Raw genomic sequence first — 21392 nt, forward strand, 5'->3', positions numbered from 1 at the left:
CGGGGCGGTGGGCGTGGGCGGGGTGGCGGGCGTGTCGGTGGGGTGGGGGGTGGGGTTCGTGCTGTCGTTGTCCGCATGATCACCTCACCCCTGCTCCGGTCGGCCCTGACGGTCGCGACCGCTGTCCTGCTCGCCACCGGTGCCGGCGCCGCCTCGGCGGCCGCCGCCCGGCCTGCTCCGCGTGACGTCACCGCGGAGCAGTGCCAGGACGCCGGGGGGTGGGTGGAGGGCTCCGGGTACTGCGTGGGTGCCGAGGGCGACGACGACTGGGGGCAGCCGATCGACGGGCAGGCCGTCAACCCGCATCCGGCGCCGGGCGAGGAGGACTGAGGGCGTCAGGGCAGGGCCATGGCCGGGTCAGGTCCGGGTCAGGGGCGGGGGAGTTCCGCCTGCCAGCGGGTCTCGCCGTCCTGCTGCTCGTCGGTGGGGGTGAGGCCGAGGGCCCGGGCGACGGCGGCGGAGGCGTGGTGGTCGGGGTGGATGTGGGCGGTGACGGTGCTGACGCCGGCGTCGGCGAGGTGGGAGAGCAGGGCGCGGGCGGCCTCGGTGGCCAGGCCGCGGCCCTGCCAGGGGGTGCCGACGACCCAGGCGAGATCGGCGGCCCCGGGGCTGACGGTGGTCTGGACGTAGCCGGTGAGGCGGCCGTCGGCGCGCAGCCGCAGCGCCCAGTTGCCCCAGGTCTCGGCGGGGTCGGGGGAGCCGGCGGCGAGCCGGGCGTAGCGCACGCGCAGGTCGTCGGCGGTGGCCGGGGAGCCGCCGGTGAAGGCGTGCAGGGCGGGGTCGGCGAGGGCGGCGGCCAGCTCCTCGGCGTGCTCGGGGCCGATCGGGAGGAGGTCGAGGCGCTCGCTGTGCAGCGGGGCGGTGGGGTCGGGACGCATGCCGCCATTGAACGCCCGTGTGTGGCGGTGCTTCCCGGCGGGTGGGGGGATCGGGTCGAATGGGGGTCACGTCGACACGGAGGAGGCCGCTGTGCGGTACCTGGTCAGGGAGAAGCTGTTCGCAGTCGGAGACGACTACTGGATCGAGGACGACCGGGGCCACAAGGCGTACCTGGTGGACGGCAAGGTGCTGCGGCTGCGGCACACCTTCGAGCTGAAGGACGCGCACGGGCGGGTGGTCGCGGTGGTGAAGGAGAAGGCGTTCACCGTCCGCGACGCGATGAAGATCGAGGACGCCGACGGCGAGGTGATCGCGACCGTCAGGGAGAAGCTGTTCACCCCGTTCCGTGACAAGTACCTGGTGGAGCTGGCCTCCGGCGGCGAGCTGAAGATCCACGGCGACCTGATCGACAAGGACTACCGGATCGAGAACCACCACGGCGACGACCTCGCCCGGATCTCCCGCAAGTGGTTCCGGATCCGGGACACCTACGGCGTGGAGATCGCCGACGGCGCCGACACCGGTCTGCTGCTCGCGATCGCCGCCTGCGTCGACCACCTGGTGCACGAGGAACACTGACCCGACTGACGCCAGGGGGCTCCGCTTCCCCGGTCCGCCGCCCGCCCCGGTGGGGTATCTTTTGCCAACCCTTGACCAGGTCGGTCGGGGATCGGCGAGCGGACCGGGGGCTGGGACCACGATGAACGACATCCTGCACGGGCTCGGCGCGGCGGCCGCCTACGGAGCCCTCGGGGTGGTGCTGCTGCTCCTCGGCGTCGGCCTGGTGGACCTGTTGACGCCCGGCAGGCTCGGCCACCAGATCTGGGTCGAGCGCAACCGCAACGCCGCCGTGCTGCTCAGCTCCGCGCTGCTCGGCATCGGCGGCATCGTCTTCACCGCGATCATGTACACCTACGCGGACTTCGCCAAGGGCCTGGTCTCGACCGCCTGCTACGGCCTGCTCGGGCTGGTGCTGATGGCCGTCGCCTTCTGGGCGGTGGACCTGCTGACGCCCGGCAGGCTCGGCGCGATTCTGGTCGAGCCGGAGCCGCACCCGGCGGTCTGGGTCTCGGCCAGCTGCAACATCGCGGTCGCGGCGGTGGTGTCGGCCGCGATCGCCTGACGGCCCGCCCGTGCGCCCGGGAGCGCCCGGCCGCACGTTCGGCTGATGGAGCGTCGGCCGACGGGCGGCGGTGGCGTCGTCGGGGGCGTCGTCGGGGGCGAGGAGGATCCGACCGGGGTCGCCGACCTGCTGCGGCGGTGGGGCCCGGCCGGTAACGTACCGGCATGGCTGACCTTGAAGAACGCGCCAACGTCGTCGCGTCCGGCTCGCGGCAGGCCGGGGCAGGGGTGTCCGTCCGACGGCGCCGCGTCACCGACCTCGCCGACTGCGTCCGGGTGCTCGGCGACGTCCACACCACCGACGGCTACCCCGCCGACTGGCCCGACCGCCCCGCCGCCTGGCTCACCCCCGGGGGCCTGCTCGCCGCCTGGGTCGCCGAACTGGACGGCCGCCCGGTCGGCCACGTGGGCCTCTCCCGCAGTGCGCCCGGCGACGTCGCCCCCGGCCTGTGGAGCCGCCGCACCGGCGGCCGCCCGGAACTCACCGCCGTGATCGGCCGGCTCTACGTCGCCCCCACGGCGCGCGGCCACCGGATCGGCGCACGGCTGGCGGCGGCCGCCGTGGCGCACGCGCGGGCGCTCGGCCTCCACCCCGTCCTCGACGTCCTCGCCACCGCGGCCCCGGCGAACGCCTGCTACCGCCGCCTCGGCTGGACCTGGCTCGGCAGCGGCGAACAGCAGTGGGCCGCCGACCGCACGGTCGTGGTCCACTGCTTCGCCGCCCCGAGGGAGTAGCCGGCCTCCCGCGGGCGGCTGGTGGTGGCGATCCGTCCGGAAGTGGCGACGGCGCCGCTGGAGCGGGGCCGTTCGTCACACGGGGATGACGTCGACGCCCTGCTCCAGGCCGACGAAGTCGCCCGCGTTCCGCGTGTAGAGCGGCAGGCCGTGGGCGGCCGCCGTCGCCGCGGTCATCAGGTCCATGCGGCGGGGTCGGGGGTCGCGCTTGGCCTGGATCGTGAGGGCGGCCAGGGTGCCGAACCGCCGAACCGCCGAGCCGCCTCGCGGTCGAAGGGGAGAGTGGCGAACTCCGCCTCCACGTCCGCGAGTCGCTACGCCCTGGCCATCATCTGCACCGGGTCCTTGGCCATGGCGACGCCCTGGGCGAGTTCGGCCAGCACGATGGACGACAGTGCGGCATCGGCTGGCAGGAGCTGTGGATCGATCTGCGGCAGATCGATCACGACGCAGGTGTCGAGCAGTCCGCGTTGGTGTCGCTCGGTCACTTCCGCTCCCACGGGTCGGCGCCGCCGATCCGGGCCTCGTCGCCGTAGAAGGCGTCGGCTTCCGCGCGCATCTGCGTCGCGTCGACCGTCGGCGCGTTCCGCCACTTTCGCTGGAGTTCCTCGACGGGGACGAATCGGCGGCGACCGCTGATCGGCCGGACTTCGGCGATCTCGGTGCCGTTGCGAGTGATGTGGTAGATCTCGCCGGCTTCGACATCGTCGAGCACGGCCTTGGACCGCGCTGCGAGTTCGCGCTGCGTGATGGTCTTCATGGGGCCAGTGTGTCGCGCCGTCATGCACCGTGTCGCACTGGCATGGGCGGCCGGCTCGGCTATCCCGCCGGGCGGTCCGTGGTGGGGCGGCGGCGGAGGGCGGGGGTGGTGACGGACGGGGGCTGCCAGACGCCGTCGGGGTGGTAGACGTTGGTGCCGGGCGGGACGATGGCGTCGATGCGGTCCAGCGTGGCGTCGTCGAGGACCAGGTCGGCGCCCTTGAGGGCCGCCTCCAGCTGGTCGTGGGTGCGCGGGCCGAGGATCACCGAGGTGACGGCGGGGTGCGCCAGCGGGAAGGCCACGGCCAGTTCGGGCAGGGTGCGGCCGAGGTCCCCGGCGAGGGCGGTGAAGGCCTCGACGGCCTCCAGCTTGGCCGCGGTGGTGGGCAGCGCCGGGTCGAAGCGGCCCGGGTGGAGGGTCGGGCGGCCGGTGGTCAGGTCGGCCGGGCGGTCCTTGCGGTAGCGGCCGGTGAGGAAGCCGGAGGCGAGCGGGCTCCAGGTCAGTGCGCCCATGCCGAGTCGCTGGACGACGGGCAGCACGTCGCGCTCCACGCCGCGGGCGAGCAGCGAGTACGGCGGCTGCTCGGTGCGGAAGCGCGGCAGGGCGCGGCGCTCGGCGACGTGGTGCGCGTCGACGATCTGTTCGGCGGGGAAGGTGGAGCAGCCGAAGGCGCGGATCTTGCCGGCCCGGACGAGGTCGCCGAGGACGGACAGGGTCTCCTCGACGTCGGTGGTGTGGTCCGGCCGGTGGATCTGGTAGAGGTCGATCCGGTCGGTGCGCAGCCGGCGCAGGCTGTCCTCGACCGCCCGGAGGATCCAGCGCCGGGAGTTGCCGCCGCGGCCGTGGCCCTCGCCCATCGGGAAGTGCCCCTTGGTGGCGAGCACGATCTCGTCGCGGTCGCCGCGGGCGGCCAGCGTCCTGCCGACGATCTCCTCGGACTCGCCGGCCGAGTACATGTCGGCGGTGTCCACGAAGTTGATGCCGTGGTCGAGCGCGGTGTTGATGATCCGGGCGCAGTCGTCGTGGTCGGGGTTGCCGATGGAGCCGAGCATCATCGTGCCGAGGCAGTAGGTGCTCACTTCGATGCCGGTGCCGCCGAGGACGCGGTAGCGCATGGTGCTGCTCCCCCTGGTGGTGGGTCGGTGGTGCGTCAGAGGCTAGGAGTTGGAGTGCACTCCATGGCAAGGGTCGGTCCGGATCCCCGTCCACTCGGGCAGTCCGAGCCCGTGGCGCGGAGCGGACGGGCGGTGGCCGGGGTGGGCGCGGGCGTTTGCGGAAACGGCAACAAAGCTTGCCGATATGGCTGGTCCGGTCGCAGCCTGGCGGTGGAGGTGAGCGCCATGGGCGACACGATGAGGACGACGGGGCCGACGGCCCCCCGGGACGAGTACGACGCGGTGGTGGTCGGCGCGGGCGCGGCCGGGCTGAGCGCCGCGCTGGTGCTGGGCCGGGCCCGGCGCCGGGTGGCGGTGGTGGACGCGGGCCAGCCGCGCAACGCCCCCGCCGCCCACATGCACGGCTACCTGAGCCGGGACGGCATGCCCCCGGCGGCGCTGCTGGAGGTCGGCCGGGCGGAGGTCGCCGGCTACGGGGTCGACCTGATCGACGCCCGGGTCGACCACGTCGAGGGCGTCGCGGACGCCGAAGGCGCGGGGACGGGCTTCGCCGTCCACCTGGCGGGCGGCCCCGTGCTGCACGCGCGCCGGGTGGTCGTCGCCACCGGCCTGCGCGACGGGCTCCCGGAGCTCCCGGGCCTGCTCGAACGCTGGGGCCGCGACGTGCTGCACTGCCCGTACTGCCACGGCTACGAGGTCCGCGACCGCCCGCTCGGCGTGCTCGGCACCGGCCCGGGCGCGGTCAACCAGGCGCTGCTGCTCCGGCAGTGGTCCGCGGACGTCGTCCTGATCACGCACACCCTCACGCCGACCGGGGCCGAGCGGGAGCGGCTCGCCGCCCGCGGCGTCCGGGTCGTCGAAGGCCGGATCACCCAGCTGGTGACGGACGCCGACCGGCTGCGCGGCGTGGAACTCGCCGACGGCCGGGTGGTGCCGCGCGAGGCCGTGTTCGTCTTCCCGCAGCCGGTGCCCCGGGACGCGCTGCTCTTCGGCCTGGAATGCGCCCGGGACGAGAACGGCTGGGTCACCACCGACCGGGCCGGCCGCACCAGCGTCCCCGGCGTCTGGGCGGTCGGCAACGTCGCCGACCCGCGGGCCCAGGTCGTCGTCGCCGCCGGGATGGGCGCGGCGGCGGCGTTCGATCTCGACCACGACCTCGTCGCGGAGGAGATCGGACGGGCGGTCGCCGAACACCGCGCGTCCGGCGCCGCCGTTCCCGCCTGAGTGGGGGAAGCTCCCCCCCAGCTCCCCCCAGCTCCCCCGGCACCTTCGCCCGGCGTCACCTTTCCGACCGCAGCGCCCTTCCGACCGCAGCACCTTTCCGACCGCAGCACCTTTCCGTCACCCACGATCGGAGAACCCACGATGTCCGAACACCAGCACCAGCACGGCCAGGGGCACCAGCACGGGCACCACCACGGCCACGTCCCCGCCGCCGACTTCGACTGGGACGTCCTCGCCGCCCACCTGGAGCGGGAGGCCGAACTGCGCGCCCCCGCCATCACCGGGGCCGCGCAGTGGCTGCGGTCCCTGCACGGCGAGGCCGACGGGGTGCGGCGGGTCCTCGACGTCGGCAGCGGGCCCGGGGTGATCGCCGGACTGCTCGCGGACGCCTTCCCCGAGGCCGAGACGGTCGCCGTCGACCAGTCTGCCGCTCTGCTGGAGCGCGCCCGGGCCCGTTCCGGCGGCCGTCTGAGCACCCAGCAGGCCGACCTGCCCGCCGAGTTCGGCAAGCTCGGCGAGGCCGACCTGATCTGGTCCGGCAACGCGATCCACCACCTCGGCGACCAGCAGGCCGCCCTGACCTCCCTCGCCGCGACGCTCCGGCCCGGCGGCCTGCTGGCCGTCGCCGAACGCGGCCTGCCGCTGCGCTACCTGCCGCGCGACTTCGGTCTCGGCCGGGCCGGCTTCCAGGCCCGGCTCGACGCCGTGCACGAGGACGGCTTCAGCACCATGCGCGCCGAACTGCCCGGCGCCACCGAGGAGGTGGAGGACTGGCCGGCCATGCTCACCCGCGCCGGTCTGACCGCCAGCGGCACCCGCACCTTCCTGATCGACCACCCGGCCCCGCTCGCCCGCCCCGCCCGCGAGCACCTCCACACCCAACTCGCCCGTCTGCGCGACCAGCTCGCCGACAACCTCGCCGCCGAGGACCGCAGCACCCTCGACGCCCTCCTCGCCGAGGACACCCCCACCGGCATCCTGAACCGCCCGGACGCCTTCTTCCTCTCGGCCATGACCGTCCACACCGCCCGCAAGGCCGCCTGACGACTGCGGAGCCCGAGCCGGCCGCAGCCGGGGCGGGGGCTCCCCTGCCCCGGCTGCGGCAGAGGCCTACAGGGTGTGACCGAGAGCGGTGATGAGGGCGGCGATGCGGGCCTCGTCGCGGCGGTAGTGGGTCCACTTGCCGATGCGGGTGGCGCGGACGAGGCCGGCGCGCTGGAGTTCGGCGAGGTAGGCGGAGACGGTGGACTGGGCGAGGCCGGCCTTGGCCTGGATGTGGCTGACGCAGACGCCGACCTCGCGCGGGTCGGCGACCGCTTCCTCCAGGGGGAAGTGGCGTTCGGGTTCGCGCAACCATGCCAGCAGTTGCAGGCGCGTCGGGTTGGCGATCGCCCGCAGGGCGGTGACCAGGTCAACATCCATGGCTGGAAGCGTACCGGCGTGTTACGGCAGGGCCTCGGCGAGCCGACGCCGGTCAGTGGGGCAGTGCGGTGCCGCCCGGCGGGGTGCCGATGACCTGGACGAACCGTCGGTGACGTGGCGTCAGATTCCCCCCGGTGTCGGGAAGGTGGCGGACGGCCCGGGCCTCGGGCCGTCCGCCGGGGCTCAGCCCTCCTGGCCGCCGAAGCGGGTGGTCCAGGCGGCCAGGTCCTCGTCGGTGATCTTGGCGAACAGCACCGGCGGCACGGTGAACGCCGTCCCGGCCGGCACCAGGTCCAGTGCCCGCGCCTGCTCCGGGCCGACCCAGGACAGGCCGGCCGCCGGAGCGTCCCCGGGCAGGGCGAAGGCGCCGCGCATCGCCGCCGCCGCGGTCGGGATGAACGGCTCGGAGACCACCGCGTACAGCTGGATCAGGTTCATCGCGGTGCGCAGGGTCAGCGCCGCCGCGTCCGGGTCGGTCTTCACCTGGAGCCAGGGCGCCTTCTCGTCCAGGTACGCGTTGCCCGCGCTCCACAGCGCGCGCAGCCCCTGCGCGGCCTTGCGGAAGTTGAGTGCGTCCAACTGGGCCTCGTACTCGGCCAGCAGGGTGGCGATCTGCTCGCCGAGGCGCTGTTCGGCCTCGCCGGGCGCGTGGCCGGCCGGGACGGCGTCGCCGAAGCGCTTGCGGCTGAAGGTGAGTACCCGGTTGACGAAGTTGCCGAGGGTGTCGGCGAGGTCCTTGTTGACGACGGAGGCGAAGAGGTCCCAGGTGAAGCTGGAGTCGTCCGACTCGGGGGCGTGCGCCATCAGGAAGTAGCGCCAGTAGTCGGCCGGCAGCAGTTCCAGGGCGACGTCGGTGAAGATGCCGCGCTTCTGGCTGGTGGAGAACTTCCCGCCGTAGTACGTCAGCCAGTTGAAGGCCTTGACGTAGTCGACCTTCTTCCACGGCCGGCGCGAGCCGAGGATCGTGGCCGGGAACATCACGGTGTGGAACGGGACGTTGTCCTTGGCCATGAACTCGGTGTACCGGACGCTGTGGTCGGCCTCGTACCACCAGGACTTCCAGTCCCGGGCCTGCCCGGCCGGGGCCGCGTCCGCCCACTCCTTGGTGGCGCCGATGTACTCGATCGGGGCGTCGAACCAGACGTAGAACACCTTGCCCTCGGCCGCCAGCTCCGGCCAGACGTCGGCCGGCACCGGGACGCCCCACTCCAGGTCGCGGGTGATCGCGCGGTCCTGGAGGCCTTCGGTGAGCCACTTGCGGGCGATCGAGGAGGCCAGCACCGGCCAGTCGTCGCCGTGGGCGGCGATCCACTGTTCGACCTCGTCGGTCAGCTCCGACTGGAGCAGGAACAGGTGCCTGGTCTCCCGGACCTCCAGGTCGGAGCTGCCGCTGATCGCCGAACGCGGCTCCAGCAGGTCGGTCGGGTCCAGCACCCGGGTGCAGTTCTCGCACTGGTCGCCGCGTGCCTTGTCGTAGCCGCAGTGCGGGCAGGTGCCGACGATGTAGCGGTCCGGCAGGAAGCGGCCGTCGGCGTTGGAGTACACCTGCCGGATCGCGCGCTCCTCGATGAAGCCGTTGCGCTGGAGTTCGCGGGCGATCTCCTGGGTGATCTCGCGGTTCTGCGGGGAGGAGCTGCGGCCGAAGTGGTCGAAGGACAGCCCGAAGCCGTCGTACACCGCCTTCTGCGCGTCGTGCGCCTGGGCGCAGAACTCGGCGACGGGCAGCCCGGCCTCCTGCGCGGCCAGTTCGGCGGGCGTGCCGTGCTCGTCGGTCGCGCAGATGTAGAGCACCTCGTGGCCGCGCTGGCGCAGGTAGCGGGAGTAGACGTCCGCCGGGAGCATCGACCCGACCATGTTGCCCAGGTGCTTGATCCCGTTGATGTACGGAAGGGCGCTGGTGACCAGGTGCCGAGCCATCCTCGGATGCTCCGATTTCTCCCGCACGCGCACCCCACCCGGAGTGCTGTGCCAGGCGCAGGGGTCCACTGTGGGCTGCCAAGCCTACCGCCGCGGGGCCGGGAGGGCGGTGCGGTTCAGGGGCGGGTGCGGTTCAGGGGCGGTGCTGCTCAGGGGCGGGTGCGGCTCAGGGCCCGACGGAGTCGCTGTACCGGTCGAACTCCCCGGCCTTCACCCCGCGGACGAACGCGGCCCACTTGCGCGGCGTGGTCCGGACGACGATCTCGGGGCGGTCCGACTCGCGGATCTCCACCAGACCGTCGGCGGCTCTGATCTCGACGCACTCGTTGCTCTCGCCGCTGGACGAGGACTTCCGCCACTCAGTCATGAGAAGTCTTTCAGTAAGGCCCGGATGAAGTCCCGGGACTCGGCCGGCCCGAGGGCGACCGCGGCGGTCTCCTCCTTGATCTGTCGGTAGGTCTGCAGTTCGGTGTCGAGGTGCACGAACTTCGGCCCGTTCGAGAGGTCGATCTGCACGGTGTCGAGCTCGGGAACGGGCCCGCGGGCGAGGTAGAGGCTCTCTCCGGACCCGGGAAAGGTGTCGACGCTGAACGGGATGGTCCGGATCTCCACCCCGGGCCGCTCGGAATCCTCCAGCACGCCGAGCAGCTGGTCGCGCAGCACCACCGCCCCGCCGAACTGCATGCGCAGCGCGGATTCGTGGATGTACGCGGCGTACGGCTTCGGGCGTTCGGTGAACAGCCGCTGGCGCTGGATCCGGAATGCCGTGCGGGCGTCGGCGTCCGGCTGGGGCATGGGCGGCCGGACCCGGGCGAACACCGCGGAGGCGTACGCCGAGGTCTGCAGCAGTCCGGGGATGAAGGTGGTGTGCAGGATGGCCAGTGACTCGGCGTGGTGTTCCATTTCCGCGATGTCGATGAGTCCGCCGGGCAGCCGGCCGCGGTAGCCGTCCCACCAGTACTTGCGCCGGTCCTGCGTCATCGCGAGCAGCGCGTCGAGGTAGGGGCCGTCGGCGCAGTGGCAGGTGCGGGCCCAGAGCCGGAGCCGTTCGGCGCTGATGCCGGACTTCCCGTTCTCCATCTGCGAGATCTTGGGCAGGTCGGTGCCCAGGGTGGCGGCCAGGCTCTTGGGCGTCACGCCCACGCGTTCGCGCATCTTGCGCAGCTCGATGCCAAGGCGCTGCTGACGCACGGTCGGCGACAAGCGGGGTGGCATGACTCTCTTCTCCGGATCGCGGCTCGGGTCGATGCTTCCGGTGAAGTGTGCCGTGCTTACCCGGCCCTAGCTACTGAAATGGGGGATACCCCACGATGGAGTGAACGTTCTCCCGCTCGGTAGCAAGTCTTGCACCTCGACCCTATGGTCGATCCCGCGTCAGTCACTGACTTGTTGTGGCCTAAACAGCCGCCAATCAGCCGTAAATACACACCAGATGCATGGTCGGCACGCTCGACATCACCGACCGGAGACTGTCATGCCGCTTCCGCTGCTTCTCGCCCCCGCCCACCGCATTCCCGCTACCCGGTGAACGGCCTGCTCGTCGCCGGTTTGTCCGCCCTCCTGCTCGCCGTCCTATTCGTCGGCTGGCTGGTCTGGCTGGTCAACGCCCAACCCCGCGAACCGCGTTCCGCAAAACGCGAGTTCGTCGTCCGTCATTCCTCCGCCGCCGTCGAGAAGAAATAGCGCGCGGCAGCGGTGGCCCCCCGCCGGGAGGGGGGCCACCGGAGGGTGCGGTCAGCCGTCGCCGAAGTGGTCGAATTCGCCGCGCTTCACGCCCTCGATCCAGAGCGCGAACTTCTGCGGGGTGGTGACGATGATCGCGTCGGGGCTCTCGGATTCGCGGACCTCGATCAGCCCCCGTTCGTTGACGGACACCTCCACGGAGTCACTGCCGTCCCGGGTGCTGCTGGTGGACTTCTGCCACTGCTGGGTCATCGGTTGCCTTCTCCCATTCCGGTTCCTGCCTGGCACCCTGGACAACTCCCGGGCGGCCGTTCAGGAACGGGGGCGCACGGAGGGTTCGGCACCGCGCGAAAGGCGCTCGACGAGGCGGATCCGGGCGACGGGCCACTCGTCGGCGAGCATCGAGAAGTAGGCGGTGTCGCGCCACACGCCGGTGTCGCGCCGCTTCTCGCGGCGGTGGACGCCCTCGTACTGGGCGCCGAGGCGCAGGATCGCGTTGCGGGAACGCTCGTTGAGCGCGTCCGTCTTCCAGTAGACCCGGCCCATGCCCAGGTCGTCGAAGGCGTGGGAGAGCAGCAGCAGCTTGGCCTCGGTGTTGACGGGCGTGCGCCAGACCGAGCGGTCGTACCAGGTGCCGCCGATCTCGACGACCTCGTCGACGGCCCTGAAGTCGTAGTAGCCGGTGACGCCGACGGCCCGGCCGCTGGGGAGGTCGATCACGGCGAACTTCACCGCCGATCCGGCCGCCACCTCGGCGAGCCGGGCGTCGATGATCGCGCCCAGTTCCTCCTCGGTGGCGGGCGGGAGGGAGGGGATCCAGCGCCAGACCTCCGGGTCGGGGCCGACGCCGGCCCACAGGTCGGGCAGGTGGTGGCGGCCGAGGGGCTCCAGGCGGATGTGGCGGCCGGTGAGGGTGACGGGTGTGGGCGGCTGTGCGGTCATGCCGGAAAGGTAGCGCCACGCTGCACTAGATGCAATGGACTTCTGCGCTAGTGCAAAATTGACGGAGCGGGCAAAGCGAAGGGCCCTGCGGGACGTGTCCCGCAGGGCCCTCGACCGGATCAGGCTCAGATGAACGAGTTGATCTGGATCGTCTCGTCGCGGCCCGGGCCGACGCCGATGGCGGAGATCGGCGCGCCGGACATCTCCTCCAGCGCCTTCACGTACGCCTGCGCGTTCTTCGGCAGCTCGGCGAAGGTCTTCGCCTTGCTGATGTCCTCGGTCCAGCCCGGCAGCGTCTCGTAGATCGGCTTGGCGTGGTGGAAGTCGGACTGGTTGTACGGGAGTTCCTCGACCCGCTTGCCGTCGATCTCGTACGCGACGCAGACCGGGATCTGCTCCCAGCCGGTGAGCACGTCGAGCTTGGTGAGGAAGAAGTCGGTGAGGCCGTTGACCCGGGTCGCGTAGCGCGCGATGACCGCGTCGAACCAGCCGCAGCGACGGTCACGGCCGGTGGTGACACCGCGCTCGCCGCCGATGCGGCGCAGCGCCTCGCCGTCCTCGTCCAGCAGCTCGGTCGGGAACGGGCCCGAGCCGACGCGGGTGGTGTACGCCTTCAGGATGCCGATGACCCGGTCGATCTTGGTCGGGCCGATGCCGGCGCCGGTGCAGGCGCCGCCCGAGGTCGGGTTCGACGAGGTCACGAAGGGGTACGTGCCGTGGTCGACGTCGAGCAGGGTGCCCTGGCCGCCCTCCAGCAGGACGACCTTGTTCGCCTTGAGCGCCTGGTCCAGGACGAGGGTGGTGTCGGCGAGGAAGGGCTTGATCTTGTCCGCGTAGCCGAGGTACTCCTCGACGACCAGCTCGGCCGGGATGGCGCGGCGGTTGTACAGCTTGACCAGGATCTGGTTCTTGTCGTGCAGCGCCGCTTCGATCTTCTGGCGCAGGATCGACTCGTCGAACAGGTCCTGGACCCGGATGCCGACGCGGTTGATCTTGTCCGCGTAGGTCGGGCCGATGCCGCGGCCGGTGGTGCCGATCCGGCGCTTGCCGAGGAAGCGCTCGGTGACCTTGTCCAGGGTGCGGTGGTACGGCGTGATCAGGTGGGCGTTGCCCGAGACCAGCAGCTTCGAGGTGTCGATGCCACGGTCGTTGAGGCCGCTCAGCTCGGAGAGCAGCACGCCCGGGTCGATGACGACGCCGTTGCCGATGACCGGCGTCACGTTAGGGCTGAGGATGCCGGAGGGGAGCAGGTGCAGGGCGTACTTCTGGTCGCCGATGACCACCGTGTGACCGGCGTTGTTGCCGCCCTGGTAGCGGACGACGTAGTCGACGGAGCCGCCGAGGAGGTCGGTGGCCTTCCCCTTGCCCTCGTCCCCCCACTGAGCGCCAACGAGCACGAGTGCCGGCACAGGCGTACACCCCTTCCGGTTGGGGCATCCTGCGTAGGCCGCAGTCTGCCCCGAGATAGACGAAGCCCCTGGCGCAGTAGCGCAAGGGGCTCTTGCACCGAGAGATTACCTGAGGAAGGACCGGTCGTGTCGTCCCTGTCCACGCCCGCAACCGGCGGCCCCGAGCCGCTCCTGCTGCTCCTCGACCCGGCGGCCCGGCACACCGACGGCGAGTCGGTGCGGATCGCGAAGGACGTGCTCTGCGGAGGCGCGGACGTCAAGGTGGTCTATCCGGAGAGCCCGTCCGAACTCGACCGGGTGCTTTCGCACCGGGGTCGGCGGCGACCGGTCGTGATCGGTTCCGACCTGGCGTTGCAGCGGGTGCTCCAAGCCCTGTACCGCCAGCGTGAGCTGGGCGCGGATCCGGTGGGCATGGTTCCGGTCGGCCGGTCGGAGGAGCTGGCCGCGGCCCGTGCGCTCGGGGTGCCGGGCGAGCCGGTCCGGGCCGCGCGGGCGGTGCTGTCGGGTGCGGCGCGCAAGCTCGACCTGCTGGTGGACGACGGCGGCGGGGTGGCGCTGGGAGGGGTGCGGATCACCGGTGCCGGGACGCGGCGACCGGCCGGCCGTACGGGTGGTTGGCGTTCGCTATGGGCGAAACTGGCTGCGGCCGAGCAGGCGAACGCACTCACGGCGGACGGCCGGTCCTGCGCCGAGCACAATCCCCGGGTCCGGGTCGAGGCCGACGGCCGGCTGCTCGCCGACGTGCACCGGCCGGTGCGGCTGGTCCAGCTGACCCTGCCGGGCGTCGAGGCGGACGGCGCGGGCGTGCTGGAGGTGGTGATCCGCGCGCCCGGCGCCCTGGTGCGCGCCCGGGCGGAGAGCGTCTCGGTGGTCGGGCGCGGCTTCGGCTACGAGGCGGACGGCCACCCCGTCGGTCCGGTCCGCGCCCGCACCTGGACGGTCCACCCGGGCGCCTGGGGCCTGTTGCTGCCCGCCGCGTGACGCCGGGGTGAACCCCGGGTGAGCAGGCTCACTTTCGTGGCCGCCCCGACTCCCGGCTCTCCGCACACGGAACGCCCCAACAGGCGCGAACCACAAGGCCAACCGCCTCCGGCCGGAATTCCCCCCACCCGAAATCCCCACCTGGTAAGGGGTTTTGTCTACGCGCGTTACCGGCCGATCGCCAGACAATCCCGGCCGCCCGGGTTCCGGAAGCCGGTGCCCGCTGCCCTAGACTCGAAGACGTGCCACGTGGTGACGGAAGACTCAACCACGATCTTCTTCCCGGTGAGAAAGGCCCCCAGGACGCTTGCGGCGTCTTCGGTGTCTGGGCTCCCGGCGAGGAGGTCGCCAAGCTCACGTTCTTCGGCCTTTACGCCCTGCAGCACCGCGGTCAGGAATCCGCGGGCATCGCAGTGAGCAACGGCTCCCAGATTCTCGTCTTCAAGGACATGGGGCTTGTCTCCCAGGTCTTCGACGAGGCCTCCCTGGGGTCGTTGCACGGGCATATCGCCGTCGGACACGCCCGCTACTCGACCACCGGGTCCTCGGTCTGGGAGAACGCCCAGCCGACCTTCCGCGCGACCGTGCACGGTTCGCTGGCCCTCGGGCACAACGGAAACCTGGTGAACACCGCCGAACTGGCGGAGATGGTCGCCGAACTGCCCGGTGAGGAGCACGTCTCCCGCTCCGGGCGGAGCGCCGCGACCAACGACACCGACCTGGTGACCGCGCTGCTCGCCGGCCACCCGGACCTCTCCATCGAGGAGACGGCCAAGGTCGTGCTGCCCAAGGTCAAGGGCGCGTTCTCGCTCGTCTTCATGGACGAGCACACCCTCTACGCCGCCCGCGACCCGCAGGGCATCCGCCCGCTGGTGCTCGGTCGGCTGGAGCGCGGCTGGGTCGTCGCCTCCGAGACGGCGGCGCTGGACATCTGCGGCGCCTCGTTCATCCGCGAGGTCGAGCCCGGCGAGCTGATCGCCGTCGACGAGAACGGCATGCGCAGCTCCCGCTTCGCCGAGGCGAAGCCCAAGGGCTGCGTGTTCGAGTACGTCTACCTGGCCCGCCCCGACACCAGCATCGCCGGGCGCAACGTGCACCTCTCCCGCGTGGAGATGGGCCGCCGCCTGGCGAAGGAGGCGCCCGCCGAGGCCGACCTGGTGATAGCGACGCCGGAGTCCGGCACCCCCGCCGCGATCGGCTACGCCGAGGCCAGCGGCATCCCGTACGGCTCCGGCCTGGTGAAGAACGCCTACGTGGGCCGCACCTTCATCCAGCCCAGCCAGACCATCCGTCAGCTCGGCATCCGGCTCAAGCTCAACCCGCTGCGCGAGGTCATCGCGGGCAAGCGCCTGGTGGTCGTCGACGACTCGATCGTCCGCGGCAACACCCAGCGCGCGCTGGTGCGGATGCTGCGCGAGGCCGGTGCCGCCGAGGTGCACATCCGGATCTCCTCGCCGCCGGTGAAGTGGCCGTGCTTCTTCGGCATCGACTTCGCCACCCGCGCGGAGCTGATCGCCAACGGGATGACCGTCGAGGAGATCGGCCGCACCCTCGGCGCGGACTCGCTCTCCTACATCTCGATCGACGGCATGATCGAGGCCACCAAGCAGCCCAAGGACAGGCTCTGCCGGGCCTGCTTCGACGGCGAGTACCCGATGGAGCTGCCGGACCCGGCACTGCTCGGCAAGCTCCTGCTGGAGGCCGAGATCAAGGGCAGCCAGCAGCCGCCGGCCGTGCGCGGCAAGCCGACCAGCGGCAGCGACCTGGACGGCGTCCAGTCGCTGCTCGGCGGGGCGGGCGCGGCCGACGCGCTGCGCCGCCCGTAACGAATCCACGGTGGGGTCCCGCGAAACGGGGCCCCACCGCTGTTCCAGCCCCCACCAGACCCGAGAGGGCCGCACCGTAGTGACCAGCAACCAGAACGGCGCCACCTACGCCGCAGCCGGCGTCGACATCGAGGCGGGCGACCGCGCCGTCGAGCTCATGAAGCAGTGGGTGAAGAAGGCGAACCGCCCCGAGGTGGTCGGCGGTCTCGGCGGCTTCGCCGGCCTCTTCGACGCGTCCGCCTTCAAGCGCTACGAGCGGCCGCTGCTGGCTTCGGCCACCGACGGCGTGGGGACCAAGGTGGCCATCGCGGCCGCCATGGACAAGCACGACACCATCGGCCACGACCTGGTCGGCATGGTCGTCGACGACCTGGTGGTGTGCGGCGCCGAGCCGCTGTTCATGACCGACTACATCTGCGTCGGCAAGGTCGTGCCGGAGCGGGTCGCCGCGATCGTCAAGGGCATCGCCGAGGGCTGCGCGCTGGCCGGCTGCGCCCTGGTCGGCGGCGAGACCGCCGAGCACCCGGGCCTGCTCGGCCCGGACGAGTACGACGTCGCGGGCGCCGGCACCGGCGTGGTCGAGGCGGACGCGCTGCTCGGCGCCGACCGCGTGCGGGCCGGCGACGTGGTGATCGCGATGGCGGCCTCGGGCCTGCACTCCAACGGCTACTCGCTGGTGCGCCACGTGCTGCTGAACGAGGCCGGCTGGAAGCTGGACCGCAAGGTCGAGGAGTTCGGCCGCACGCTCGGCGAGGAGCTGCTGGAGCCGACCCGGATCTACTCGCTGGACTGCCTGGCGCTCACCCGCGCCACCGAGATCCACGCCTTCTCGCACGTCACCGGCGGCGGCCTGGCGGCCAACCTGGCCCGGGTCGTCCCGGACGGCCTGCACGCCCGCCTGGACCGCGGCACCTGGACCCCGCTGCCGGTCTTCCAGACCGTCGCCCAGGTCGGCAAGGTGGCCACCCTGGAGATCGAGAAGACGCTCAACATGGGCGTCGGCATGGTCGCGGTCGTCCCGCCGTCCTCGGTGGACGCCGTGCTGGCGATCCTGGAGGACCGCGGCGTCGAGGCCTGGCTGCTCGGCGACATCGTCGAGCGCACCGGCGAGCACGAGGCCGGTGCGGCGCTCTACAACGCCTACGAGGGCTTCACCGCGGGCTGAGCCCGGCGGGACGACGGAAGGGCCCCTCCGGCGCACCGGAGGGGCCCTTCCGCGTCCTGCCACCCGGGGGGCGGCGACCCACCCGGTACGCCACCCGGTACGCCATCCGGTACGCGGAAACGCCGAAGACCGGCCTGGCGCGCTGGGCGCTGGGCCGGTCGGCGAAACTACTGGCTACGAGCGGCGAGAGGCCTGCGACGGCCCGGTGCCCGGCTCGGTGTCGTCCTCGTCGTCGAGGTCGGCATAGCGGGCGGCGTACTCGGCATACGGGTCGTCGTCCTCCTCCTCCTCGATCGGCTCCGGGTCGATCGGAGCGGTGGACGGCGATGCGCCCAGCTCGTTGGACAGACGGTTAGCGTCAAACCCGCCGCTGTTGTACTTCAGCTCGCGGGCGACCTTCGTCTGCTTGGCCTTGGCCCGGCCGCGCCCCATGGGTCGACCCCCTCAACGATGGGGCTCACGGCCCCGAGTCTGACACGTGTTCATGATCAGGAGCGGCCTGCCCGAATGGGAGGACCGTCCCTTGGAGCATTAACGGTACCTGTTTCCGCCGCTGGACGGTACGTCGTCGGTGTGACGTGGCGCGCACCGACCGCACCCGAGACCAGGTCTTCCCAGGTCAGGGGAGGTTTTGCGGCGGTTTGCGCGCTGTCCGGAGGTGTCTCAGGTCCGTCGTTCCAGGACCGATTATCCCCCCAAGGGGGACCTTGGATCACCCGATCGGGCGCAGAAGTGAGAATCCGGTTCCACATCGTGATGCGCGGGGGACGGCTGGGCCCCTCCCGCCCGGGGGCGGGTCACGGGGGTGCGGCCGCCCCCCGCGCGTCCGAGGTTCCGGGGGCGCCGGATCAGGCCCGGCGGGCGCCCGGCAGCAGGACCGTGCGCAGCGCGCTGATCTCGCGCATCCGCTTCTCGGCCAGGCGGTCGGCGGCGACCGCTGGCGGGACGCCGTCGGAGGCGGCCCGGGTGAAGATCTCCAGGGTGGTGTCGAAGATCCTGGTGGCCTTGTTCTTGGCCCGGTCGAAGTTGAAGCCCTCGATCTCGTCGGCGACCTGGATCACGCCGCCGGAGTTCACCAGGTAGTCCGGCGCGTAGAGGATGCCGCGGTCTGCGAGGTCCTTCTCGACGCCCGGGTGGGCCAGCTGGTTGTTGGCCGCGCCGCAGACGATCGTGGTGCCGGACTCGCCGAGCGCGGCCACCGTGTCGTCGGTCAGCGCGCCGCCCAGGGCGCAGGGGGCGTAGACGTCCAGCCGGGCCTGCAGCAGGGCGGCGGTGTCGGCGACGACCTCCACCTCCGGGTGGGCCGCGCGGACGCGGTTCACGGCGGTCTCGGAGACGTCGGTGATGACGACGGTGGCGCCGTCCGCGACGAGGTGGCCGACCAGGTAGTGGCCGACCTTGCCGACGCCCGCGACGCCGACCCGCTTGCCGCGCAGGGTCGGCTGGCCCCAGCGGGCCTGGGCGGTGGCGCGCATGCCCTGGAAGACGCCGAAGGCGGTCAGGATGGACGAGTCGCCGGCGCCGCCGTGCTCGGGCGAGCGGCCCGTCACGAACTGGGTCTCGCGCGCGATGACGTCCATGTCCTGCACGTAGGTGCCCACGTCGCAGGCGGTGATGTAGCGGCCGCGCAGGGACTCCACGAAGCGGCCGTAGGCACGGAGCATCGCCTCGTTCTTGTCCTTGTTGGGGTCGCCGATGATGACGGCCTTGCCGCCGCCGAGGTCGAGCCCGGCCAGCGCGTTCTTGTAGGACATGCCGCGGGACAGGTTGAGCGCGTCCTCCAGGGCCGCCTCCTCGGAGGCGTACGGGAAGAAGCGGGTGCCGCCGAGGGCCGGGCCCAGCGCGGTGGAGTGGATGGCGATGATCGCCTTGAGCCCGGAGCTGCGGTCGTGGCAGAGGACGACCTGCTCGTGGCCGTCGCCGGGGGCGCCGTCCTGCTCGGTGCGGAAGATCCTGCTGAGCACTCCGGGTGCGGGGTGCGTGGCGGATGTCTGTACGTCGGTCACTGTGGTGACTCCAGTATCGAAGGCCCGCCTGCTGTGGTGCGGGCGCCTAGGGCGAAGCGTAGTCGCGGGAGCGTCGCCGATCCGCCCTCTTGTCCGAGCTTGTCCCGGTGGTCCGAGGAGTGAGACGCAGGGGGGTGCGCGGTGCGGGCGCGAACGGTTCGCGGGCGCGCCCTCCCGGGGCCGGTCGGCGCGTGCGACCATGCAGGACGTGACCGTCGTGCGCACCTCGGTACTGCCGCCCTACGCCGCCCACCTGCGGGTCTACGAGCCGCTGGCCGCCTACCCGGAGTCCGAGCGGGTGCGCTGGCAGGCCTACGCGGCGGAGCACGGCCCGGACGCCGTCGAGGCGGCGCAGCCGGTGGCCGCGGCCGTCCTGGAGGAGCAGCGGGAGGCGCTGGCGGAGCTGGCCGCCCGGACGCCCCGGGCGCTGCCCGAGCGGGAGAGCGGGCGGGCCTACCTGCGGGTGGTGGACGGCGTGCTGTATGTCTGCCCGTGGGCGACCAGGCTGCGCAGCTGGCAGGCGCTGGAGGAGCTGCGGGCGGCCGCGCCGGTGGCGCTGCTGGACACCGCGGTGCCGCCGGTGGCCCGGGCGGCGGCGGAGGCGGACCGGGAGCGCTGGCGGGCCGGCCATCCGGACGCCCGGCCGTGGATCCTGACCAGCCGGTGGGAGGTGCCGGTGCGCTGGTTCCTGCCGTTCGGGGACGAGGACCGCTGTTTCGTGCCGGCGCAGGAGCCGGGCAAACCGGGGCGGGCGGCGGCGCTGTTCTACCTGGTGCCGATGGCGCAGGCGCGCCGCCGGACGGCCCGGGCCTTCCGGGCGCTGCGTGAAGAGGTGCCGGACGGGGAACTGGTCCGGGGGGCGGAGCAGATCGGGCGGTGGCTGGAGGAATTCCATCCGCGCTCGCTGGTGGAGCTGGACTACGGGGGGCTGGTGCATGTGCTGGGGCCGGAACGGCTGTTGGCGGATCGTTCGGCGGGGGAGCTGGAGGAGGGGCTGCGCGCGCTGCGGGCGGGGGACACCGCGCAGGCGCTGCACGCGTACGGGGAACTGACGGCGCGCTGGCGCAGGGTGCTGGCGCTGCGGTACGCGAACTGACGTCCGACCAGCCGTGTATGACTGTAAGAGTCCTATGGCCCGAGCTGGATGACCAAGGTCCCGGTTCGGGTCAATAGCTGTCGAACGTGACACTACTCACCGTTGACGCGAACTTACCCCTATGTGCAAAAATGGGACAACCAGCCCAACTTCACGCGGGCATGCCCACTTTTGGGTGGTTCTGGAGTCGATGCGTGCTTTGCGGGGAAACAGGGGGTCTGGTCCCCTCGTAACCAGGCGTCACGGCCGCGTGACTGCCCGTTATGGGGTGGTCCATCGCCATCCGTCGCTCTTGAACCCGTGAGGGGTCAATTTTGGCGGTTTGGTCGATAGGGCTGGACGGATGGTGTAGTTGTAGACACCAGGACAAGCCGTTCGTCCTATAACCGACTCGGCCCGTCTATGCCATTTCGGGCATCGCGGGCCAAGGTGCAGAATTTGAAGGATAGAACCGCCCTGGTTCGGTTCTCCCGAGGAGGCCGCTCATGACCGCTCGTACCCCTGATGCTGAGCCCCTGCTGACGCCGGCAGAGGTCGCCACCATGTTCCGCGTGGACCCGAAGACGGTCACTCGTTGGGCCAAGGCGGGCAAGCTGACGTCCATTCGCACGCTCGGCGGTCACCGCCGTTACCGCGAGGCGGAGGTGCGCGCTCTGCTGGCCGGGATTCCCGCTCAGCGCACTGAGGCCTGATAGGCCAAAGGCTCTTTAAAGGGGCCGCTTACCGGACTCCGCCGGGTCCGGTAAGCGGCCCCTTTGCCATGCCCGCCCGCCGTGCCCGGGTACTCGGCACAACGTACGGAATGCTGAACTCCGGATAACGATTTGATGCGCATGATGCGGGGGGGATTTACAGTTAATGGCTGTACAATTTTACATATTAAATTAGTGAGGTCTTGGTGAGGGTGGTGCGGGGGTGCTCTCGGGAAAAGATAAGTGACGACCGTCACACCGTCTGTCACTTGTGGTCTGGACCTGGTCCGGGATAAACACCGGACGCCAAAAGCGAGAGGCCCGGGACAACAAGATTTACCGCCCCCCGCCCACCAGCCAGCCCCAAGCCGCCTGTACAACCGAACACCCCCAACACACAGAGTACGCCAAAACAAAA

25 protein-coding genes are annotated in these 21392 nt (G+C 71.7%); 12 read left to right on the forward strand and 13 right to left on the reverse strand.

From position 1 onward, the window contains the following. Positions 1–75: 75 nt before the first annotated feature. The gene (locus ACFVHI_RS03665) at positions 76–330 is read left to right on the forward strand and encodes a hypothetical protein (RefSeq protein ID WP_380335419.1); all 255 of its coding nucleotides are present in this window, start codon (positions 76–78) and stop codon (positions 328–330) included. Between the two features lie 38 nt (positions 331–368). Here the strand turns inward: ACFVHI_RS03665 and ACFVHI_RS03670 are convergent, their stop codons facing one another. After that, the gene (locus ACFVHI_RS03670) at positions 369–878 is read right to left on the reverse strand and encodes a GNAT family N-acetyltransferase (RefSeq protein ID WP_380335422.1); all 510 of its coding nucleotides are present in this window, start codon (positions 876–878) and stop codon (positions 369–371) included. A gap of 91 nt (positions 879–969) precedes the next feature. Between ACFVHI_RS03670 and ACFVHI_RS03675 the strand changes: the two genes are divergently transcribed. The 3 genes from ACFVHI_RS03675 to ACFVHI_RS03685 all read left to right on the forward strand — a co-directional run bounded on the left by ACFVHI_RS03675 (position 970) and on the right by ACFVHI_RS03685 (position 2736). Continuing rightward, the gene (locus tag ACFVHI_RS03675) at positions 970–1458 is read left to right on the forward strand and encodes an LURP-one-related/scramblase family protein (protein WP_063348353.1); all 489 of its coding nucleotides are present in this window, start codon (positions 970–972) and stop codon (positions 1456–1458) included. Positions 1459–1579: 121 nt separating this feature from the next. Next, the gene (locus ACFVHI_RS03680) at positions 1580–2002 is read left to right on the forward strand and encodes a DUF350 domain-containing protein (protein WP_363581436.1); all 423 of its coding nucleotides are present in this window, start codon (positions 1580–1582) and stop codon (positions 2000–2002) included. Between the two features lie 164 nt (positions 2003–2166). Beyond that, entirely contained in the window at positions 2167–2736 is a 570-nt protein-coding gene (locus ACFVHI_RS03685) for a GNAT family N-acetyltransferase (RefSeq protein ID WP_079135707.1), read from the forward strand. Positions 2737–3050: 314 nt separating this feature from the next. Here the strand turns inward: ACFVHI_RS03685 and ACFVHI_RS03690 are convergent, their stop codons facing one another. The 3 genes from ACFVHI_RS03690 to ACFVHI_RS03700 are packed head-to-tail and all read right to left on the reverse strand — an operon-like array spanning position 3051 to position 4611. After that, positions 3051–3224, reverse strand: coding sequence for a hypothetical protein (locus ACFVHI_RS03690; RefSeq protein ID WP_380335425.1), 174 nt, complete (start codon positions 3222–3224; stop codon positions 3051–3053). Further along, the gene (locus tag ACFVHI_RS03695) at positions 3221–3496 is read right to left on the reverse strand and encodes a type II toxin-antitoxin system Phd/YefM family antitoxin (RefSeq protein WP_380335427.1); all 276 of its coding nucleotides are present in this window, start codon (positions 3494–3496) and stop codon (positions 3221–3223) included. Before ACFVHI_RS03695 ends, ACFVHI_RS03690 begins: the two co-directional genes overlap by 4 nt. 59 nt (positions 3497–3555) lie before the next feature. After that, positions 3556–4611 (reverse strand): aldo/keto reductase, encoded by a 1056-nt coding sequence (locus tag ACFVHI_RS03700; RefSeq protein ID WP_380335430.1) that lies wholly within the window; start codon positions 4609–4611, stop codon positions 3556–3558. Between the two features lie 225 nt (positions 4612–4836). Here ACFVHI_RS03700 and ACFVHI_RS03705 point away from each other — a divergent pair, with 225 nt between their 5' ends. Then, positions 4837–5835 carry an NAD(P)/FAD-dependent oxidoreductase gene (locus ACFVHI_RS03705; protein WP_063348350.1) on the forward strand — a complete coding sequence of 333 codons (999 nt, stop codon included), beginning with the start codon at positions 4837–4839 and terminating at the stop codon, positions 5833–5835. A gap of 141 nt (positions 5836–5976) precedes the next feature. Beyond that, positions 5977–6879: a class I SAM-dependent methyltransferase gene (locus tag ACFVHI_RS03710; RefSeq protein WP_380335432.1), complete on the forward strand. Its 903-nt coding sequence runs from the start codon at positions 5977–5979 to the stop codon at positions 6877–6879. Positions 6880–6945: 66 nt separating this feature from the next. On the opposite strand, the gene ACFVHI_RS03715 is transcribed toward ACFVHI_RS03710, so the two are convergent. From ACFVHI_RS03715 to ACFVHI_RS03730, 4 genes are all read right to left on the reverse strand, one after another. After that, positions 6946–7257: a helix-turn-helix transcriptional regulator gene (locus ACFVHI_RS03715; RefSeq protein ID WP_063348348.1), complete on the reverse strand. Its 312-nt coding sequence runs from the start codon at positions 7255–7257 to the stop codon at positions 6946–6948. Between the two features lie 183 nt (positions 7258–7440). Then, complete coding sequence (gene metG, locus ACFVHI_RS03720; protein WP_380335434.1) at positions 7441–9174, reverse strand: methionine--tRNA ligase; 1734 nt, start codon at positions 9172–9174, stop codon at positions 7441–7443. Positions 9175–9340: 166 nt separating this feature from the next. Further along, the gene (locus ACFVHI_RS03725) at positions 9341–9541 is read right to left on the reverse strand and encodes a DUF397 domain-containing protein (protein ID WP_063348346.1); all 201 of its coding nucleotides are present in this window, start codon (positions 9539–9541) and stop codon (positions 9341–9343) included. Then, the gene (locus tag ACFVHI_RS03730; protein WP_380335437.1) at positions 9538–10389 is read right to left on the reverse strand and encodes a helix-turn-helix domain-containing protein; all 852 of its coding nucleotides are present in this window, start codon (positions 10387–10389) and stop codon (positions 9538–9540) included. The genes ACFVHI_RS03725 and ACFVHI_RS03730 overlap by 4 nt, the downstream gene beginning before the upstream one ends. 309 nt (positions 10390–10698) lie before the next feature. Here ACFVHI_RS03730 and ACFVHI_RS03735 point away from each other — a divergent pair, with 309 nt between their 5' ends. Then, on the forward strand, positions 10699–10857 hold the full coding sequence (locus ACFVHI_RS03735) for a hypothetical protein (RefSeq protein ID WP_159398464.1): 159 nt from the start codon (positions 10699–10701) through the stop codon (positions 10855–10857). 51 nt (positions 10858–10908) lie between these two features. Here the strand turns inward: ACFVHI_RS03735 and ACFVHI_RS03740 are convergent, their stop codons facing one another. The 3 genes from ACFVHI_RS03740 to ACFVHI_RS03750 form a co-directional block, all read right to left on the reverse strand. After that, positions 10909–11109, reverse strand: a complete 201-nt coding sequence (locus ACFVHI_RS03740; protein ID WP_063348344.1) for a DUF397 domain-containing protein — start codon at positions 11107–11109, stop codon at positions 10909–10911. A 60-nt stretch (positions 11110–11169) separates the two neighbouring features. Beyond that, on the reverse strand, positions 11170–11799 hold the full coding sequence (locus ACFVHI_RS03745) for a GNAT family N-acetyltransferase (protein WP_063348343.1): 630 nt from the start codon (positions 11797–11799) through the stop codon (positions 11170–11172). Between the two features lie 125 nt (positions 11800–11924). Then, entirely contained in the window at positions 11925–13208 is a 1284-nt protein-coding gene (locus tag ACFVHI_RS03750; protein WP_063348342.1) for an adenylosuccinate synthase, read from the reverse strand. A 126-nt stretch (positions 13209–13334) separates the two neighbouring features. On the opposite strand from ACFVHI_RS03750, the gene ACFVHI_RS03755 reads away from it, so the two are divergent. From ACFVHI_RS03755 to purM, 3 genes are all read left to right on the forward strand, one after another. After that, a complete protein-coding gene (locus tag ACFVHI_RS03755) occupies positions 13335–14189 on the forward strand; it encodes a hypothetical protein (RefSeq protein ID WP_063348341.1) in 855 nt (284 codons plus the stop codon). A gap of 242 nt (positions 14190–14431) precedes the next feature. Beyond that, positions 14432–16015, forward strand: a complete 1584-nt coding sequence (purF, locus tag ACFVHI_RS03760) for an amidophosphoribosyltransferase (RefSeq protein WP_063348340.1) — start codon at positions 14432–14434, stop codon at positions 16013–16015. Positions 16016–16094: 79 nt separating this feature from the next. Beyond that, positions 16095–17180 carry a phosphoribosylformylglycinamidine cyclo-ligase gene (gene purM / locus ACFVHI_RS03765; protein ID WP_063348339.1) on the forward strand — a complete coding sequence of 362 codons (1086 nt, stop codon included), beginning with the start codon at positions 16095–16097 and terminating at the stop codon, positions 17178–17180. 174 nt (positions 17181–17354) lie between these two features. On the opposite strand, the gene ACFVHI_RS03770 is transcribed toward purM, so the two are convergent. Then, a complete protein-coding gene (locus ACFVHI_RS03770; protein WP_063348338.1) occupies positions 17355–17612 on the reverse strand; it encodes a DUF3073 domain-containing protein in 258 nt (85 codons plus the stop codon). A gap of 416 nt (positions 17613–18028) precedes the next feature. Next, on the reverse strand, positions 18029–19186 hold the full coding sequence (locus ACFVHI_RS03775; RefSeq protein WP_063348337.1) for a Glu/Leu/Phe/Val dehydrogenase dimerization domain-containing protein: 1158 nt from the start codon (positions 19184–19186) through the stop codon (positions 18029–18031). Positions 19187–19385: 199 nt separating this feature from the next. Between ACFVHI_RS03775 and ACFVHI_RS03780 the strand changes: the two genes are divergently transcribed. Both ACFVHI_RS03780 and bldC read left to right on the forward strand, forming a co-directional pair. Continuing rightward, entirely contained in the window at positions 19386–20282 is an 897-nt protein-coding gene (locus ACFVHI_RS03780) for a hypothetical protein (RefSeq protein WP_380335442.1), read from the forward strand. A gap of 485 nt (positions 20283–20767) precedes the next feature. Then, positions 20768–20974, forward strand: a complete 207-nt coding sequence (gene bldC, locus ACFVHI_RS03785; protein ID WP_014137253.1) for a developmental transcriptional regulator BldC — start codon at positions 20768–20770, stop codon at positions 20972–20974. Positions 20975–21392 lie beyond the last annotated feature (418 nt).

This window comes from Kitasatospora sp. NPDC127121 (assembly GCF_042677305.1).
Classification (GTDB): domain Bacteria; phylum Actinomycetota; class Actinomycetes; order Streptomycetales; family Streptomycetaceae; genus Kitasatospora.

Coding starts and splice junctions, on each gene's coding strand:
- ACFVHI_RS03695 (WP_380335427.1), bottom strand. CDS start 3,496: ATGAAGACCATCACGCAGCGCGAACTCGCAGCGCGGTCCAAGGCCGTG.
- metG (WP_380335434.1), bottom strand. CDS start 9,174: ATGGCTCGGCACCTGGTCACCAGCGCCCTTCCGTACATCAACGGGATC.
- ACFVHI_RS03710 (WP_380335432.1), top strand. CDS start 5,977: ATGTCCGAACACCAGCACCAGCACGGCCAGGGGCACCAGCACGGGCAC.
- bldC (WP_014137253.1), top strand. CDS start 20,768: ATGACCGCTCGTACCCCTGATGCTGAGCCCCTGCTGACGCCGGCAGAG.
- ACFVHI_RS03745 (WP_063348343.1), bottom strand. CDS start 11,799: ATGACCGCACAGCCGCCCACACCCGTCACCCTCACCGGCCGCCACATC.
- ACFVHI_RS03680 (WP_363581436.1), top strand. CDS start 1,580: ATGAACGACATCCTGCACGGGCTCGGCGCGGCGGCCGCCTACGGAGCC.
- ACFVHI_RS03670 (WP_380335422.1), bottom strand. CDS start 878: ATGCGTCCCGACCCCACCGCCCCGCTGCACAGCGAGCGCCTCGACCTC.
- ACFVHI_RS03770 (WP_063348338.1), bottom strand. CDS start 17,612: ATGGGGCGCGGCCGGGCCAAGGCCAAGCAGACGAAGGTCGCCCGCGAG.
- ACFVHI_RS03665 (WP_380335419.1), top strand. CDS start 76: ATGATCACCTCACCCCTGCTCCGGTCGGCCCTGACGGTCGCGACCGCT.
- ACFVHI_RS03725 (WP_063348346.1), bottom strand. CDS start 9,541: ATGACTGAGTGGCGGAAGTCCTCGTCCAGCGGCGAGAGCAACGAGTGC.
- ACFVHI_RS03700 (WP_380335430.1), bottom strand. CDS start 4,611: ATGCGCTACCGCGTCCTCGGCGGCACCGGCATCGAAGTGAGCACCTAC.
- ACFVHI_RS03740 (WP_063348344.1), bottom strand. CDS start 11,109: ATGACCCAGCAGTGGCAGAAGTCCACCAGCAGCACCCGGGACGGCAGT.
- ACFVHI_RS03730 (WP_380335437.1), bottom strand. CDS start 10,389: ATGCCACCCCGCTTGTCGCCGACCGTGCGTCAGCAGCGCCTTGGCATC.
- ACFVHI_RS03685 (WP_079135707.1), top strand. CDS start 2,167: ATGGCTGACCTTGAAGAACGCGCCAACGTCGTCGCGTCCGGCTCGCGG.
- ACFVHI_RS03715 (WP_063348348.1), bottom strand. CDS start 7,257: ATGGATGTTGACCTGGTCACCGCCCTGCGGGCGATCGCCAACCCGACG.
- ACFVHI_RS03705 (WP_063348350.1), top strand. CDS start 4,837: ATGGGCGACACGATGAGGACGACGGGGCCGACGGCCCCCCGGGACGAG.
- ACFVHI_RS03780 (WP_380335442.1), top strand. CDS start 19,386: ATGCAGGACGTGACCGTCGTGCGCACCTCGGTACTGCCGCCCTACGCC.